Below are 15,475 nucleotides of genomic sequence, written 5' to 3'. Positions count from 1 at the left end.
TGCGCTCCTTAGATCAATTCACGGACGTCGACGAAACGACCGCTGACGGCGGCGGCCGCGGCCATGGCCGGGCTGACCAGGTGAGTACGCCCACCGGCGCCCTGCCGACCTTCGAAGTTGCGGTTCGAGGTCGAAGCGCAATGCTCGCCGGACTCCAAACGGTCCGGGTTCATCGCCAGGCACATCGAGCAGCCCGGCTCGCGCCATTCGAAGCCCGCTTCGAGGAAGATCTTGTCCAGGCCTTCCGACTCCGCCTGGGCCTTCACCAGGCCCGAACCCGGGACCACGATGGCCTGCTTGATGGTCGAGGCCACTTTGCGGCCCTTGGCGATGACGGCCGCGGCACGCAGGTCTTCGATCCGCGAGTTGGTGCAGGAACCGATGAATACCCGGTCCAGCTGGATGTCGGTGATCGCCTGGTTGGCGGTCAAACCCATGTATTTCAAGGCACGGACGATGGAATCGCGCTTGACCAGGTCCATTTCCTTGGCCGGGTCCGGCACGTTCTGATCGACGGCCAGCACCATCTCGGGCGAAGTGCCCCAGCTGACCTGCGGCTTGATCTGCGCGGCATCCAGTTCGACCACAGTGTCGAACTTGGCGTCGGCGTCGGAGACCAGGTCTTTCCAGGCTTCGACGGCGAGGTCCCATTCCGCGCCTTTAGGCGCGAACGGACGACCCTTGACGTATTCCACGGTCTTTTCGTCCGCCGCCACCAGGCCCACGCGGGCGCCGGCTTCGATGGACATGTTGCAGATGGTCATGCGGCCTTCGACGGACAGGTCGCGAATCGCGCTGCCGGCGAACTCGATGGCATGGCCGTTACCGCCGGCGGTGCCGATCTTGCCGATCACGGCCAGGACGATGTCCTTGGCGGTCACGCCAAATGGCAACTTGCCCTCGACCCGCACCAGCATGTTTTTCATTTTCTTGGCGACCAGGCACTGGGTGGCGAGCACGTGCTCGACCTCGGAGGTGCCGATGCCGTGCGCCAGGGCGCCAAAGGCACCGTGGGTCGAGGTGTGGGAGTCGCCGCAGACCACGGTCATGCCCGGCAAGGTGGCGCCCTGCTCCGGGCCGATGACGTGAACGATGCCCTGGCGCACGTCGTTCATCTTGAATTCGACGATGCCGTATTCGTCACAGTTGTCGTCGAGGGTCTGCACCTGCAAACGCGAGACCTGGTCGGCGATGGCGCTGATGCCGCCCTTGCGCTCCGGCGTGGTCGGTACGTTGTGGTCCGGGGTCGCGATATTGGCATCGATGCGCCAAGGCTTGCGCCCGGCCAGACGCAGGCCTTCGAAGGCTTGCGGCGAGGTCACTTCGTGGATGATGTGACGATCGATGTAGATCAGCGCCGAGCCATCGTCGCGCTGCTTGACCAAATGCGAATCCCAGAGCTTGTCGTAGAGCGTTTTGCCGGCCATCAGACGGTTCCTCATCATTTTCTATGCCGCGGGTCTCTGACACCGGTCAATAACCCCTTGGCTTGTGAGGCTGATGCTATGGCGTTACATTAAATAACTCAAATTCATATTTTTTATACTTTGGATAACCGACTGGAATACGACCATGGACCTGGCCAACCTCAATGCCTTTATCGCGATTGCCGAAACCGGCAGCTTCTCCGGGGCCGGCGAGCGCCTGCACCTGACCCAGCCGGCCATCAGCAAGCGCATCGCCGGCCTTGAGCAACAACTCAATGTGCGGCTGTTCGATCGCCTGGGCCGCGAAGTGGGCCTGACCGAGGCCGGGCGCGCCCTGCTGCCGCGGGCCTATCAGATCCTCAACGTGCTGGACGACACCCGCCGGGCGCTGACCAACCTGACCGGTGAAGTCAGCGGCCGCCTGACCCTGGCCACCAGCCACCATATCGGCCTGCACCGCCTGCCGCCCCTGCTGCGCGCCTTTACCCGGCGTTACCCGGAAGTAGCCCTGGACATCCAGTTTCTCGACTCGGAAGTGGCCTACGAAGAGATCCTCCACGGTCGCGCCGAACTGGCGGTGATCACCCTGGCCCCCGAGCCCCATACGCTGGTCAAGGCCACGCCGGTGTGGAACGACCCGCTGGACTTCGTCGCCGCCCCCGAGCATCCGCTGGTGAGCAACGGCAGGGTCAGCCTGGCCGATATCGCCCTGCATCCGGCAGTATTTCCCGGCGGCAACACCTTTACTCACCATATTGTCCAGCGCCTGTTCGAGGCCCAGGGCCTGACCCCGAACATCGCCATGAGCACTAACTACCTGGAAACCATCAAGATGATGGTGTCCATCGGCCTGGCCTGGAGCGTATTGCCGCGCACCATGCTCGACGATCAGGTGGCGCGCATTCCTTTACCGGGCATACAGCTCACTCGCCAGCTAGGCTATATCCTGCATACCGAACGGACGCTGTCGAATGCTGCGCGGGCTTTCATGGCCTTACTGGATGCACAAGTCGATTGGCCAGGGACCAAGGCGTAAGCGTCCCGGCATCGCTTATGCCACCCCTTTGATTGCCTGAACCCGCGCCCAACGCTCTTTTCAGCCCAGGGCCCGCTGCTCATGCCAAAACCCGCTGACCGTCTACCGCCCATGCCGCGCATTCACGCGCTCGACCCTAAACAGTCGGAGCAAAGCTGGGAGAGCGCTCCGCAGTTGCTTGCCGCACTCAACGGCGCACGGCTGGGCGCCTGGTACTGGGACATCGAAAGCGGGCAAATCAGCTGGTCGCGGGGCACCCAGGCGCTGTTTGGCTTCGATCCGCGCCAGCCGTTGCCCAAAGACCTGGAATACCTCGACCTGCTGCCCGAGGAAGATCGCGCCAAAACCATTCGTGCCTTCCATTCGGTGCTGGCCGGCGCACCGCTGGAGCAGGCGATGCATCACCGCATCCGCTGGCCCGACGGCAGCCTGCACTGGCTGGAAATCAATGGCAGCGTGCTGCCGGACAAACACGGCAAGCCCCGAATGATCGGGGTGATTCGCGAAATCACCCATCAACGCCAGCGGGAACAGGCCCTCAGCAGCTCGGAAAAGCGCTTTGCCACGCTGTTTCACCTGTGCCCGAACATGGTGCTGCTGACCCGCCTGGAAGACGGCCTGATCAGCGAAGCCAACCAGTACTTCGAAAGCCTCTTCGGCTGGCCGCTGCAGCACGTCATCGGCCGCACCACCCTCGAACTGGGCCTGTGGGTCGACCCGGAACAACGCGCGCAACTGGTCAAGGCGGTACAGAAGCGCGGCCAGGCCGCCAGCCTCGAGGTGCAACTGCGCGCCAGCAACGGGCAGATTCACGACGGTATTCTCAGCGCCCAGAAAGTCGAGCTGGAAGGCCAGGCCTACCTGCTCAGCACCTTTCTCGACACCAGCGAACGCAAGCTCGCCGAACAGGCCCTCAAGGACAGCCAGGAGCGCCTCGACCTGGCGCTGGACTCGGCCCAGCTCGGCACCTGGGACTGGCACATTCCCAGCGGCATGCTCTACGGCTCGGCCCGTGCCGCACAGCTGCACGGCCTGGAGCCGATGCCCTTCCATGAGTCCTTCGATGCGTTTTTCGAGGGCGTGCCCGACGAAGAGCGCGACAGCATGCGCAACGCCTACCGCAGCCTGCGCGAAGGCCCAGCCGGCAATTATCAGCTGACCTACCGCGTACAGCTGGCCGATGGTTCGTCACGCTTTTTGGAAAGCCGCGCCCGCCTCTACCGCGACGAACAAGGCAATCCGCTGCGCATGGCCGGGACCTTGCTGGACATCACCGAGCAGGTCGAGCGCGAGCAGCGCCTGGTCACTTCCGAGGAGAAATTCGCCAGCCTGTTCCAGGTCAGCCCGGACCCGATCTGCGTCACGCTCCAGGAAACCGGACAGTTCATCGAGATCAACTCCAGCTTCACCCAGACCTTCGGCTGGACCCTCGACGAAGTGCTCAACCGCAGCGCCGACCAGATCGGCCTCTGGGACGATTCCGCACAGCGCCTGCAGCGGGTCGAGCAGGTGATCCGCGAACAGGCGCTGAACAACGTCGCGGTGCTGGTCCGGCACAAGGACGGGCAACCCCTGACCTGCATCATTTCCAGCCGGCAGATCACCGTCGACAAACAGCCCTGCATTGTCACCACCCTGCGCGACATCACCCAGCAACAACGCTCCGAGGCCGCGCTCAAGGCCAGCGAAGAGAAGTTCGCCAAGGCGTTCCACTCCAGCCCCGACGCTATCACCATCACTGAGCGTGACACCGGACGCTACCTGGAGGTCAACGACGGCTTCTGCCGGCTAACCGGTTACCGCGCCGAAGAAGTGATCGGCCGCACCGTGTACCAGGTGGGTATCTGGGCCGAGGAAAAACAGCGCTCGATCCTGCTCGCCGAGCTGCAGATCAAGGGCCGGGTCAATCACCTGGAAATGCTCGGCCGCAACAAGCGCGGAGACATCCTGACGGTCGAGGTGTCGGTCGAACCCATCACCCTCAATGAAACCGCCTGCCTGCTGCTCACCGCGCGGGACGTCAGCCTGCTGAAAAACGCCCAGGCGCAGATTCGCCACCTGGCCTACCACGACCCGCTGACCAACCTGCCCAACCGCGCCCTGCTGATGGATCGCCTGAGCCAGCAGATCGCCCTGCTCAAGCGCCACAACCTGCGCGGCGCCCTGCTGTTCCTCGACCTGGACCACTTCAAACACATCAACGACTCCCTCGGCCACCCGGTGGGCGACACCGTGCTGAAAATCGTCACCGCGCGGCTCGAAGCCAGCGTGCGCATGGAGGACACGGTGGCGCGCCTGGGCGGCGACGAGTTCGTGGTCCTGCTCAGCGGCCTGGAAGGCAGCCGCAGCGAAGTCAGCGACCAGGTGCGGGGACTGGCCGACACCCTGCGCGAACTGCTGTCCGAGCCGATGTTCCTCGACGGCCAGCGCCTGCAGGTGACCCCGAGCATCGGCGTGGCCCTGATTCCCGATCACGGCTCGACCCCCACCGACCTGCTCAAGCGCGCCGACATCGCGCTGTACCGGGCCAAGGACTCCGGGCGCAACACCACCCAAATGTTCCACAACACCATGCAGAAAGCCGCCAGCGAGCGCCTGCGCATGGAAACCGACCTGCGCCTGGCCTTGTCCCGGGGCGAGTTCAGCCTGCACTTCCAGCCCCAGGTCGACGCCCGCGACAACCGCATCGTCGGCGCCGAAGCCCTGGTGCGCTGGCACCACCCCGAACTAGGGGCGCAATCGCCCACCGAGTTCATCAAGGTCCTGGAAGACAGCGGCCTGATCCTCGAGGTCGGCACCTGGATTCTCGACGAAGCCTGCCAGGCCTTCAGCCAACTGATCGCCGAAGGCCTGATAGACCCGCTCGACTTCAGCCTGTGCGTGAACATCAGCCCGCGGCAGTTCCGCCAGAACGACTTCGTCGAACGCATAGAGCGCAGCCTGAGCCATTACCAGCTGCCGTCTTCGCTGCTGAAGCTGGAAATCACCGAAGGCATCGTGATCCAGAACCTGGAAGACACCATCAGCAAGATGCGGCGCCTGAAAAAACTCGGCGTGAGTTTCGCCATGGACGACTTCGGCACCGGTTATTCGTCGCTGACCTACCTCAAGCGCTTGCCGGTGGATGCGCTGAAGATCGACCAGTCCTTCGTTCGCGATGCGACCCACGACCCCAACGACGCGGAGATCGTCCGCGCCATCGTCGCCATGGCCCGCAGCCTGGACTTGAACGTGATCGCCGAAGGCGTGGAGACCGCGGAACAGCTGGAGTTCCTGCAAGGCCTGGGCTGCCACCTGTATCAGGGTTACCTGCACAGCCGACCGCTGCCGCTGGAGGGCTTGAAAGCCCTGCTGGTCTGAACGGACGAGCATGCAATCGCCGGCCTGACAGACCACGGGGCAGCAATTGCCAGGGTTTGGCGCAACCTGTAGGGTCGCGTTTTTTGTGACGCCCCACGAGATCGATCATGCAGGATGCAACCCTCCCCCGCCCGGCCCTGCTGGGCATTGACCTTGGCACCACCAACAGCCTGATCGCCGTCTGGCAGGACGGCCGCCCCCAGTTGATCCCCAACGCCCTCGGCGATGTCCTCACCCCATCGGTAGTCAGCCTCGACGAAGACGACAGCATCCTGGTGGGCAAAGCCGCGCGGGCCCGCCTGACAACCCACCCGGAACGCACGGTCGCCGCCTTCAAGCGCTTCATGGGCAGCGACAAACGCCTCGAACTGGGCGGCCGGCCCTTCAGCCCGGAAGAACTCTCGGCACTGGTGATCGGCTCGCTCAAACAGGATGCCGAAGCCTTTCTCGGCCATCCGGTGCAGGAAGCAGTGATTTCGGTGCCTGCCTATTTCAGCGACGAACAACGCAAGCGCACGTTATTCGCCGCCGAACTGGCGGGCCTGACAGTGTCGCGGCTGATCAACGAGCCGACCGCCGCTGCCATGGCCTACGGGCTGCATGAACAGAAGTTCGAACGCACGCTGATCTTCGACCTGGGCGGCGGCACCTTCGACGTCACGGTGCTGGAATACGCGCTGCCGCTGATTGAAGTGCACGCCTCCACCGGCGACAACTTCCTGGGCGGCGAGGACTTTACCGAGGCCTTGCTGCAGGCCTGTCTCAAGGATTGGCAACTCACCCCGGCGCAGATCGACGCCCAGGGCATGGCCAGCCTGGGTGATGCCCTGGAGCAGCTCAAGTGCAAACTCGCTGATGGCACTCAGTCACTGAGCTGGCGTCATGGGGACCGGTCATATGCATGGACCCTGGACGAAGCGCTGGCGCTGAAGATCTGGGAGCCGCTGCTGGCCCGCTTGCGTGCGCCCATCGAACAGGCCCTGCGCGACGCCCGCCTCAAGCCCCGCGACCTCGACAGCCTGGTGCTGGTGGGCGGCGCGACCCGGATGCCGGCGGTGCAGCAAATGGTCGCCACCCTGTTCGGACGCCTGCCTTACCGCCACCTCGATCCGGATACCATTGTCGCGCTGGGCGCCGCCACCCAGGCCGCCTGCAAGGCCCGGGACGGGGCCATCGAGGAACTGATCCTGACTGACGTCTGCCCCTACACCCTGGGGATTTCGACCAGTCGCGGCGAACAGGTCAGCGGGGCCTTTTCGCCGATCATCGAGCGCAACACGGTGATCCCGACGTCACGGGTGCAGCCGTTCTACACCACGCATCCGCACCAGGCGTTTATCCGCATTGCGGTGTACCAGGGCGAGCGGCCCTGGGTGCGGGACAATATTTTCATCGACTCCTTCGATGTGCCCCTGACGCCCAGCGAACAGATCCAGTCCCTGGACGTACGCTTCAGCTATGACATCAATGGCCTGCTCGAAGTCGACGTCACCCTGCTGGCCAGCGGCGAACGCCATAGCCACAGCATCGACCGCAGCCCTACCGGGCTCGATGCGCAAGCCCGACAAGCCAGCCATGAGCGGCTGACCGCGCTGAAAATCCACCCCCGCGACGCCCTGCCCAACCGCACCCTGCTGGCACGCCTGGAACGGGCGTGGATGCAAAGCCTGGGCGACGAGCGCGAGCGCATCGCCGACTGGCTGGACACCTTCACCGCCGTGCTCGGCGGCCAGCAACCGGCGGAGATTGCCAGCCATCGGACCCAGCTGAACAAGGCGCTGGATCAACTGCGTCTCTAGCCGTTGAGCCGCCGTAAGCTGGCCTGCAAACCACCGGGCAGCGCGTCTTCACCGGCGCTGTCCGGCGGTACGCCATAGCGGTTGGGCAGCTGGTCGCCGGGAAAGGCGAACAGCACCAGCGGCAGAAACGGAAAGAACGCCGACAGACAGCCCAGCACCAGCAAGGTCGGGATGCCGCGGCCGATGTCATGCAGCCGGCGCAGAGTGGCGCCGAGCAAAAGCACGATGCCCAGCAACAGCACGGCGATCCCGGATGTCGACTCACCGCTGAGTAACGCAACCACCGGGGCGGCCAGCACAGTGCCCAGCACCTGCCAGATGAACGCCCCGCGCCCCAGCCGCGTGCCCAGCCGCCAGAAAGCCGTAGCTGGCGTCGGACGGCTATCGCCCTTGGCCAGCAGCAGACGTTCGCTCCAGGACAGCAGCGCACTGAAGGCAAAGCGCAGGCCGAGCCCGTGTTCCGGGTTGTCCTTGGCCCGCTGCATGCGCAGCAGCACTTTCTGCCGAGGCACACCGGCACTGCCGTAGCGCACCAGCCCCTTGAGCACATCGAGAGCCAGGTAAAACGCCTCGCTGTCGATCCCTTCGTCTTCGACCAGCGTCTGCTGCGGCGGCCGTGGCGGCTCGCCCTTGATCAGGCCGTGGCGGAAGCCGTCGAACCAGTCCTGGGGATTGGTGATCTCGGTAATCCGGTCGAGCAGGTATCGGCGCTGCTGCGCATCGATCACCGGGTCGTGATAGAGCACGCCACTCAAGAGCATGCGCCCGAGCAAATCGTCGTCGAAGGCGTGCAGGTCGCTGCGCAGGCATTCGAACAAGCGCTCATTGCTCAACAACCGCGCACTGTCGAGCGCTTCCTGGACGCCAAGCAACTGCCGGTCGAGCAAGGCATGCACCGGGTCGTCCAATTGCAGCCAGCCGAGCAAAGCGCTCAGGTCGCCCTGTTCGCGCTTCAACTGGGCAAGCTGCGGTTGCAGCCGGCTGAGCGGATGGGACGAATTGAGCGCCAGGCGTTCCAGGCACTGCGAGTCGATCAATTGCCACCAGCGTTCCGGCTGCTCCAGCAATGCCATCAGGAACAGCGTATGGGCGTACCAGTGCCAGACCGCCTCTCCCGTCCCTGGTGGCGGCAACACTACGTCGCGCTGGCTCAGTTGCAGCAGCAGGTTCAATTCCGACACATCGCTAGCGGAATCTGTATCGCTCAATTCGAAAGACTCGGCGATGCGCTCCAGGGCGGCGTGAGCGTAAGGGCGCAATCGGCGCAGCCACAAACGGCAGATCTGGTGCGGCTCGCCGGTTGTCAGCGCATCGGCCAGTTGCGCCGAAGCAGCTCCCTCATCGATGAAGGCTTTCATCGCCAACGGAATCGGCGCTTGGCTCAGCCAGCGCAGGTGCTGCCCGGCCTGATCCTTGAATCCGTTCAGCACCAGGGCTTCGAGGGCATCCAGCGGCTGCGGCTCGTCCAGCACCTGTTGCAACAGCTCTGCTGCGCCACGGTGCAAGGCCCAGGCATGCCGGTACAGACGCAACAACCGGGTGTCGGTGTTCTGGCCAAGCAACTGTGCCAGCAAGGGCAACTCGTCGCCGGTCATCCGCCAATCGATAAAGGCCCGCGCCAACCCCTGCAGCTCGAGCCGACCAACGCCGAGCCAGCGGATCAGCGTCTCGGGACGTTGTGAAGGGCTGCCATATTCCTGGGTGACGTGGGCGAGATCGGTGGACCAGGCGCTGAAGTTCTCCAGACGATCAAAGGCCTGAATCAGCAGCGGTAAAAAGTCCGGCTGACGTTTGGCGCACAGCGCCAGCAATTGGCTCTCGGCCTTGGGATGACGATGTTCCTGCCAAAGCCGGACCCAGCAAGGCAACGCCTGATCGTCCAGCCCCAGCAGGCTGTTCTGGCACGCCAACAGGTAAAGCCAGTCCACATCATCCGGCGCTTCGCGCTGCTGCTCTATGCACAACTGCAGCAGCCCCGGACCACCGATGCCGGCCTGGGTGAATTGCACCAGCAGGCGCTTGATGAAGAGCGCATCGTTCGGTAACGGCAGGCAGGTGTGTTGGCTGGCGAAGCCTTCGTACTCGTGGAGCGGTCGCCGGTCGAAGATGAAGTCGAGACTGCGCGCGTACCACAGGCTTTCGGTCTGCGCCGGTTCCGACCAGCCCCCCATCAGCACCGTATCGAATGGGTCCGGGGTCTTGATCCGGTTCAGGTAGTCCTCGACATGGCGGGCCTGATCGAAGCCCAGCTCCAGCAACTGATGTTCCCAGCCCATGCGCTGGGCCAGCAGGCCCGCGCAACGGTAGGAAAGCGGCCCGGCGTTGGCCGTCCGCTGGAACAAGTCCCAGCGCAGGTCATCGAACATGCCGAGCGGCAGTTGATCCAGTGTCTTGATAAAGGCCTGCCAGGCATCCGGATTGAAGCGGCGCGTCGGGTCACTCAGCAGCGCATCAAAATCGAGGACGGCCTGCGCAGGCTCCGGCTCGCTCTCAAGCTCCTGCTCGTTGTCGCGCACCTGCCGCAGAGCACTTTCGTAGGCCTGGCGCAGTGCCTGGAATCCTTCGGGATCGGTCTCCGGGTGATGCTCCGGCAGACGGGCCCGATAGGCATTGCGAATCAGCGCTTCATCGGTGGTAGGGTCGATGCCCAGCTTTATCCAGCAACTCATGACCAGTCGAACTCCTCTAGCGACGCCGGACGCTGCGGCAAGTCGAGATCCAGGTGCCAAGGCAAGTCCGCCAGACAGTCCGCCATGTTTTGAGCGAGCCCCCGGGCGATCATCAGGCTGTTGGGGTTCTCCCCTTGTCGATCCAGCTCGTAAGCCAGTTCGTCATCGCTATTGCCCTGGCAACCCCAGAACGCGCGGCCAGCCAGGAACCCATTGAAATAGGCGAACCAGCTGCCGTAGTGGTATTGCGCCCTGACCGCCAGCCGGCTGTGCATCCACAGGCTCTCGGCCAGATCGATCCACTGGTTGCGCAGGCCGCAACGCAAGAGAAACCCCATGCGCCCGTAATCCCAGGCCAGGATCCCACCCGGGCCGCAAGCGCCAAAGGTGCGGCTGGCGAACTGGTGCAGGATGCGTTCACGGGGTTCGAGCGTCTCGAGCAGGGCCTGCCATTCGCTCGGCAGACAACGCTGCCAGGCGCGATACGCGTCGTCGAGGTGGGTGGCATGACCGTAGTCAGTCATCTTTTCCAGCATGCCCAGCAACTGCCGTCGGTCACTGATGCCCCAACTGCCTTGCAGGTTGATGGACTCCGAGCTGGGGTAGAAGGCGGGATTGTCGTATCCGGCGCGAGGGTTGAGTGCAACCATCGGCGCAGAGAGGCTCCACAGCCAGCGCTGTTGTATCTCGTCCATGAAAAAGGCTCCAGGCCGACCGGTGAGGAATGGGGGTCGGCAAAACTGCGGCGGATTGTAGAGAAAGCGCCACAACGCGGCAAAGGCGAACGATGATTTTCCCGGGCATAAAAAAGGCCCCGACTTGTCGGGGCCTTTTTCAGCGACTCAACGCTTGATCAAACGCCTGTGTGGCTGCGCCTGAATCAATGCTGCAGGGCTGGCTTCTGCGTCCCATTGATCGGGATGCGCTTGGCTTTCGCCTCTTCCGGGATCACCCGCAACAGGTCGATGCTCAACAGACCGTTGCTCAGGCCGGCGGCCTTGATCTCGATGTGATCGGCCAGGCGGAAGGACAGCTTGAATGCACGCTGGGCGATGCCCTGGTGCAGGAAGGTGACGCCTTCGTTCGCGTCACGCTTGCCGCCACTGATGGTCAGCACGCCCTTCTCGACTTGCAGCTCCAGGTCTTCTTCCTGGAAACCGGCGGCGGCCACGACGATGCGGTATTGGTCGTCACCGTGCTTTTCGACGTTGTAGGGCGGATAGGTGCTGCCTGGCTCATTGCGCAGGGCGGTTTCGAACAAGTCGTTGAAACGGTCGAAACCCACCGAGGAACGGAACAGTGGCGCGAGGGAAAATGCAGTACTCATGGTTCAAATCTCCTGAAAACAATCAGCAAGTTTTTTGTCTCCGCGACCCGAATTCGGCATCGCGTAATCCTTAGATAAGGACCGCCGATTGCATTTCAAGAGACTTTTCGCAGATTTTTTTCAGGCCGCCTCGGCCACCGGCAAGCCCAGCAAACGCGAGACTTGATCCGGCTCGGTTTCGCGACGCAGGACGGTGAACAGTTCCACCGCCTCCGGATAGTTGCGGGTCAGCATCGCCAGCCACTGCTTCAGGCGGCCCGGCGATTGGCGGGCGGTCATCTGTGCCTTGGCTTGCAGCCAGAAGTCCTGGAGCAGCGGCATCAGCTCGGCCCAGGTCATCTCGACCACCTCTTCCCCGGCCCGCGCGGCGGCGATTTGCCGGGCCAGGTCCGGACGCGACACCAGGCCACGACCGAGCATGATGTCTTCCACGCCACTGATCTCGCGGCAGCGGCGCCAGTCTTCGACGCTCCAGATATCGCCGTTGGCGAACACCGGCACCTTGACCACGTCCTGCACCCGCGGAATCCACTCCCAATGCGCCGGCGGCTTGTAGCCGTCGACCTTGGTCCGCGCATGCACCACGATATGTTCCGCGCCACCTTCGGCCAACGCCGTGGCGCACACCAGCGAGCCATCCGGACTGTCGAAGCCGAGGCGCATCTTGGCGGTCACCGGAATGTGCGCAGGCACGGCACGCCGCACATGCTCGACGATCTGGTTGAGCAGCTCCGGCTCCTTGAGCAGCACCGCACCGCCACGGGATTTGTTGACGGTCTTGGCCGGGCAGCCGAAGTTCAGGTCGATGACTTCGGAACCGAGTTCACAGGCCAGCGCGGCGTTTTCCGCCAGGCACACCGGGTCGGAACCCAGCAGTTGCACCCGCAGCGGCACACCGGAGGCAGTCCGGGCGCCATTCAACAACTCGGGGCCGAACTTGTGGAAATAGGCCGGCGTGAGCAACTGGTCGTTGACCCGGATGAACTCGGTCACGCACCAGTCGATACCGCCGACCCGGGTCAGCACATCCCGCAGGATGTCATCGACCAACCCTTCCATGGGCGCCAAAGCAATTTGCATGAATCACACTCAATATAAAACACGGTAAAAAACGTGCGGCAGTTTACTGGGTTTCGCTGGAGAGCAGGTATTGCAACGGGTGGATGGTTGCCAGCCGGGCTGACGCTATCGCGAGCAAGCTCGCTCCTACAGGAATCGCACAAGACGTGTAGAAGCGAGCTTGCTCGTGACAAGGCCACCCCCGGACGAGCTAGATCGCCCCTTGCAACGCCGGTCCATAACCTTCGAGAAACTCCGCCGGCATGCGCTTGGGCTTGCCGCTGGACAGCTCGATGCAGACAAAGGTGGTCTGGGCCCGCAGCAAGGTGGCGCCATCGCTCGGACGCACCAGCTGGAAGCGCCGCGACATCTTCAGGCGCTGGTCCCAATCGACGATCCAGGTCGCCAGTTGCAGTTCGTCGCCTTCATAGGCCGCCGCCAGGTAGTCGATTTCGTGGCGTACCACCGCCATGGCCCGATCCAGGCGGCGGTACTCGCTCAGGTCCAGGCCCAGGCGCTGGGAATGACGCCAGGCGCAACGTTCGAGCCAGGTGACATACACCGCGTTGTTGGCATGCCCCAAGCCGTCGATGTCTTCGGCACCCACCTGCAGATCGATGATAAATGGCGTTGCCAGATCCCAGCCCATACCCCACTCCCGGTCAGATTATTCGACCGGGGCAGTGTAACGGATTGCTCAGGCGGATTGGCGCGCTTGCAGGCTGCGGCCGGCCAACAGCATCAGCACACCCTCGATCACCCGCGGGTCAGCCAATACACGCTGATGACCGCCCTCCTTCAGGCGCAGCAAGCGGCTGTCGAACCAGGCGTCGTGGATCAGCTCGGACTCCTTGACCGGGACAAAGTTGTCGTCTTCGGCATGCACGATCAACCCGGGCATATCCAGCTGGTAGTGCGCGACATCCATGGCCGCGGCGCGCATGCCGACATCCTGCTCCACCTGGCGGATAAAGACCGAACGCGCCTTGGGTGGCAGACGCACATAACGGGCGAAGCCGCGCAACACGCCGAGTATCCGCGCCGGGGCGGCGATACTGACCAGGGTCTCGGTACGCAAGCCCAGTTGCACCGCCAGCATGGCGCTGGCGCCCCCCATGGAATGGCCGATGACCGCGCGCAGCGGCGGCAACTCCGCGGCGGCTTCGAGCATGGCCCGGGCAAACAGCATCACATTGGCCTCATGACCAGGAGAACGTCCGTGAGCGGGACCATCCAGTGCCACAACGCTGTAACCGGCGCCCACCAGCGCATCGATCAGGCTGGCGAACTGCGTGGGACGCCCTTCCCAGCCATGCATCAGCAGCACCGCCGGTCCCTGGCCCCAACGCAATGCCGAGAGCCCGAAACGCAGGGTGATGCGCTCCGAACGCGCCAGCAGCGGCAGCTCCCAGTCACGCGGCAGGTGCTCGCGCGGCGTCATGAATGCCAGTCGCATCTTGCTGGCGACCAGCTTAGGCGCCACCCAGCCCAAAGTGCCGTTAACCCCACGAACCCAACTTAACGTGCTCATCGCCTCTCTCCTCAGGCCAGGGCCTCAGGTCATAGCACTGCCGACTTGGCAGCGCGCAGTAAACGGTCCGACAGCTCACCGGCTCCCAGGGCCCTAGCCAGGGACAAGCCACCCACCATCAGGGCCAGATCGGCCAGGGCCTTGTCGATGTCTTCAGGGGTGGTCGCCAACTGAGCCAGCATCAGCTCGATGTGTTCATTCAGGACTTTGCGGAAATCGTCCGGCAGGCGCCCCATTTCACCGACCGATGCGGGAATCGGGCAGGCCTGCTCGGTGGAGTCGCGGTGCTTGCGCGACAGGTAGAACGCCGCCACCAGCGCTCGCCGTTCTTCGCCGGTCAGCGACGCATCCATATCGGCAATCAGGCCCCGGCGCTGGGCCAGCAATTGGCTGAACGCTTCCAGCATCAGGGCGTCCTTGCTTTCGAAATGCGCGTAGAAGCCACCGACCGTCAGGCCCGCGGCACCCATCACTTCGCCCACGCTCGGCTCGGCCGGGCCACGTTGCACCAGCGCGGAGCTGGCGGCCTGAAGAATGCGTTCGCGGGTTTGAGCTTTTTTATCGTTCATCGTTGCCTCCGAATATTACGATCAAAATATTATTCTCATAATAAATTTTCGCAAGTCGTTAGTGTGACCGCCGGTCAGAAGAACAGTGTGGGGAGAAAGGGAGAATTGGCCAAACGCCAGACAAACAAAAGGGCCATTCAATAATTGAATGACCCTTATAAATCCCGCAGAGCGGGTAATCGTGGCGTCCCCTAGGGGACTCGAACCCCTGTTACCGCCGTGAAAGGGCGGTGTCCTAGGCCACTAGACGAAGGGGACACAAACCCTTCTATACAACTGATCAGTGCTGAGAGCTGATCGATTCAAGGCCGGTGTGGCCAGGCCTTGAACTGTAAAATTGGTGGAGCTAGACGGGATCGAACCGTCGACCTCTTGCATGCCATGCAAGCGCTCTCCCAGCTGAGCTATAGCCCCAGATTTTTCGCCTCGCGGCGGAGCGACATCTTGTAACATCGCTTCTGTAAAACTGGCGTCCCCTAGGGGACTCGAACCCCTGTTACCGCCGTGAAAGGGCGGTGTCCTAGGCCACTAGACGAAGGGGACGCAAACCCTTCTGTACAACAGATCAGAGCTGAGACCTGATCGATTCAAGGCCGGTGTGGCCAGGCCTTGAACTGTAAATTGGTGGAGCTAGACGGGATCGAACCGTCGACCTCTTGCATGCCATGCAAGCGCTCTCCCAGCTGAGCTATAGCCCC

Annotated in this window: 11 protein-coding genes and 4 tRNA genes; 3 read left to right on the top strand and 12 right to left on the bottom strand. The window is 63.3% G+C overall.

Translation table 11 applies throughout. The features are described 5' to 3' along the window. Positions 1 to 8: 8 nt before the first annotated feature. On the bottom strand, positions 9 to 1,427 hold the full coding sequence (gene leuC / locus ACTJKT_RS20715) for a 3-isopropylmalate dehydratase large subunit (RefSeq protein ID WP_025804176.1): 1,419 nt from the start codon (positions 1,425 to 1,427) through the stop codon (positions 9 to 11). 145 nt (positions 1,428 to 1,572) lie between these two features. On the opposite strand from leuC, the gene ACTJKT_RS20710 reads away from it, so the two are divergent. The 3 genes from ACTJKT_RS20710 (at position 1,573) to ACTJKT_RS20700 (ending at position 7,622) form a co-directional block, all read left to right on the top strand. Beyond that, positions 1,573 to 2,463, top strand: a complete 891-nt coding sequence (locus ACTJKT_RS20710; RefSeq protein ID WP_440788381.1) for a LysR family transcriptional regulator — start codon at positions 1,573 to 1,575, stop codon at positions 2,461 to 2,463. Positions 2,464 to 2,544: 81 nt separating this feature from the next. Continuing rightward, on the top strand, positions 2,545 to 5,823 hold the full coding sequence (locus ACTJKT_RS20705; protein ID WP_440788380.1) for an EAL domain-containing protein: 3,279 nt from the start codon (positions 2,545 to 2,547) through the stop codon (positions 5,821 to 5,823). A gap of 107 nt (positions 5,824 to 5,930) precedes the next feature. Then, entirely contained in the window at positions 5,931 to 7,622 is a 1,692-nt protein-coding gene (locus tag ACTJKT_RS20700; RefSeq protein WP_440788379.1) for an Hsp70 family protein, read from the top strand. Here ACTJKT_RS20700 and ACTJKT_RS20695 read toward each other — a convergent pair. From ACTJKT_RS20695 to ACTJKT_RS20645, 11 genes are all read right to left on the bottom strand, one after another. Further along, the gene (locus ACTJKT_RS20695; RefSeq protein ID WP_440788378.1) at positions 7,619 to 10,291 is read right to left on the bottom strand and encodes a DUF805 domain-containing protein; all 2,673 of its coding nucleotides are present in this window, start codon (positions 10,289 to 10,291) and stop codon (positions 7,619 to 7,621) included. The two genes, ACTJKT_RS20700 and ACTJKT_RS20695, sit on opposite strands and share 4 nt — an antisense overlap. Next, complete coding sequence (locus ACTJKT_RS20690; RefSeq protein ID WP_440788377.1) at positions 10,288 to 10,986, bottom strand: DUF1266 domain-containing protein; 699 nt, start codon at positions 10,984 to 10,986, stop codon at positions 10,288 to 10,290. The genes ACTJKT_RS20695 and ACTJKT_RS20690 overlap by 4 nt, the downstream gene beginning before the upstream one ends. A 185-nt stretch (positions 10,987 to 11,171) precedes the next feature. Then, positions 11,172 to 11,618, bottom strand: coding sequence for an Hsp20 family protein (locus ACTJKT_RS20685; RefSeq protein WP_007922004.1), 447 nt, complete (start codon positions 11,616 to 11,618; stop codon positions 11,172 to 11,174). Positions 11,619 to 11,738: 120 nt separating this feature from the next. Next, a complete protein-coding gene (locus tag ACTJKT_RS20680; protein ID WP_440788376.1) occupies positions 11,739 to 12,698 on the bottom strand; it encodes a tRNA dihydrouridine synthase in 960 nt (319 codons plus the stop codon). A gap of 190 nt (positions 12,699 to 12,888) precedes the next feature. Next, complete coding sequence (locus tag ACTJKT_RS20675; protein WP_440788375.1) at positions 12,889 to 13,326, bottom strand: acyl-CoA thioesterase; 438 nt, start codon at positions 13,324 to 13,326, stop codon at positions 12,889 to 12,891. 48 nt (positions 13,327 to 13,374) lie between these two features. Next, a complete protein-coding gene (locus ACTJKT_RS20670) occupies positions 13,375 to 14,208 on the bottom strand; it encodes an alpha/beta fold hydrolase (protein ID WP_440788374.1) in 834 nt (277 codons plus the stop codon). Positions 14,209 to 14,237: 29 nt separating this feature from the next. Next, the gene (locus ACTJKT_RS20665; RefSeq protein ID WP_097302715.1) at positions 14,238 to 14,777 is read right to left on the bottom strand and encodes a TetR/AcrR family transcriptional regulator; all 540 of its coding nucleotides are present in this window, start codon (positions 14,775 to 14,777) and stop codon (positions 14,238 to 14,240) included. A 182-nt stretch (positions 14,778 to 14,959) separates the two neighbouring features. Beyond that, a tRNA-Glu gene (locus ACTJKT_RS20660) sits at positions 14,960 to 15,035 on the bottom strand. Between the two features lie 80 nt (positions 15,036 to 15,115). Beyond that, a tRNA-Ala gene (locus ACTJKT_RS20655) sits at positions 15,116 to 15,191 on the bottom strand. 53 nt (positions 15,192 to 15,244) lie between these two features. Then, a tRNA-Glu gene (locus ACTJKT_RS20650) sits at positions 15,245 to 15,320 on the bottom strand. A gap of 79 nt (positions 15,321 to 15,399) precedes the next feature. Next, a tRNA-Ala gene (locus tag ACTJKT_RS20645) sits at positions 15,400 to 15,475 on the bottom strand.

The organism is Pseudomonas sp. 22526 (genome assembly GCF_052044735.1).
GTDB lineage: Bacteria > Pseudomonadota > Gammaproteobacteria > Pseudomonadales > Pseudomonadaceae > Aquipseudomonas > Aquipseudomonas piscium.
Note: the sequence above shows the minus strand (reverse complement) of the source record. Positions and strands in the feature narration are given on the sequence as shown.

Excerpts from the sequence above, each read along its gene's own strand:
- ACTJKT_RS20700 (WP_440788379.1), top strand. The coding sequence starts at position 5,931 with ATGCAGGATGCAACCCTCCCCCGCCCGGCCCTGCTGGGCATTGACCTT.
- ACTJKT_RS20690 (WP_440788377.1), bottom strand. The coding sequence starts at position 10,986 with ATGGACGAGATACAACAGCGCTGGCTGTGGAGCCTCTCTGCGCCGATG.
- ACTJKT_RS20680 (WP_440788376.1), bottom strand. The coding sequence starts at position 12,698 with ATGCAAATTGCTTTGGCGCCCATGGAAGGGTTGGTCGATGACATCCTG.
- ACTJKT_RS20675 (WP_440788375.1), bottom strand. The coding sequence starts at position 13,326 with ATGGGCTGGGATCTGGCAACGCCATTTATCATCGATCTGCAGGTGGGT.
- leuC (WP_025804176.1), bottom strand. The coding sequence starts at position 1,427 with ATGGCCGGCAAAACGCTCTACGACAAGCTCTGGGATTCGCATTTGGTC.
- ACTJKT_RS20685 (WP_007922004.1), bottom strand. The coding sequence starts at position 11,618 with ATGAGTACTGCATTTTCCCTCGCGCCACTGTTCCGTTCCTCGGTGGGT.
- ACTJKT_RS20710 (WP_440788381.1), top strand. The coding sequence starts at position 1,573 with ATGGACCTGGCCAACCTCAATGCCTTTATCGCGATTGCCGAAACCGGC.
- ACTJKT_RS20705 (WP_440788380.1), top strand. The coding sequence starts at position 2,545 with ATGCCAAAACCCGCTGACCGTCTACCGCCCATGCCGCGCATTCACGCG.
- ACTJKT_RS20670 (WP_440788374.1), bottom strand. The coding sequence starts at position 14,208 with ATGAGCACGTTAAGTTGGGTTCGTGGGGTTAACGGCACTTTGGGCTGG.
- ACTJKT_RS20665 (WP_097302715.1), bottom strand. The coding sequence starts at position 14,777 with ATGAACGATAAAAAAGCTCAAACCCGCGAACGCATTCTTCAGGCCGCC.
- ACTJKT_RS20695 (WP_440788378.1), bottom strand. The coding sequence starts at position 10,291 with ATGAGTTGCTGGATAAAGCTGGGCATCGACCCTACCACCGATGAAGCG.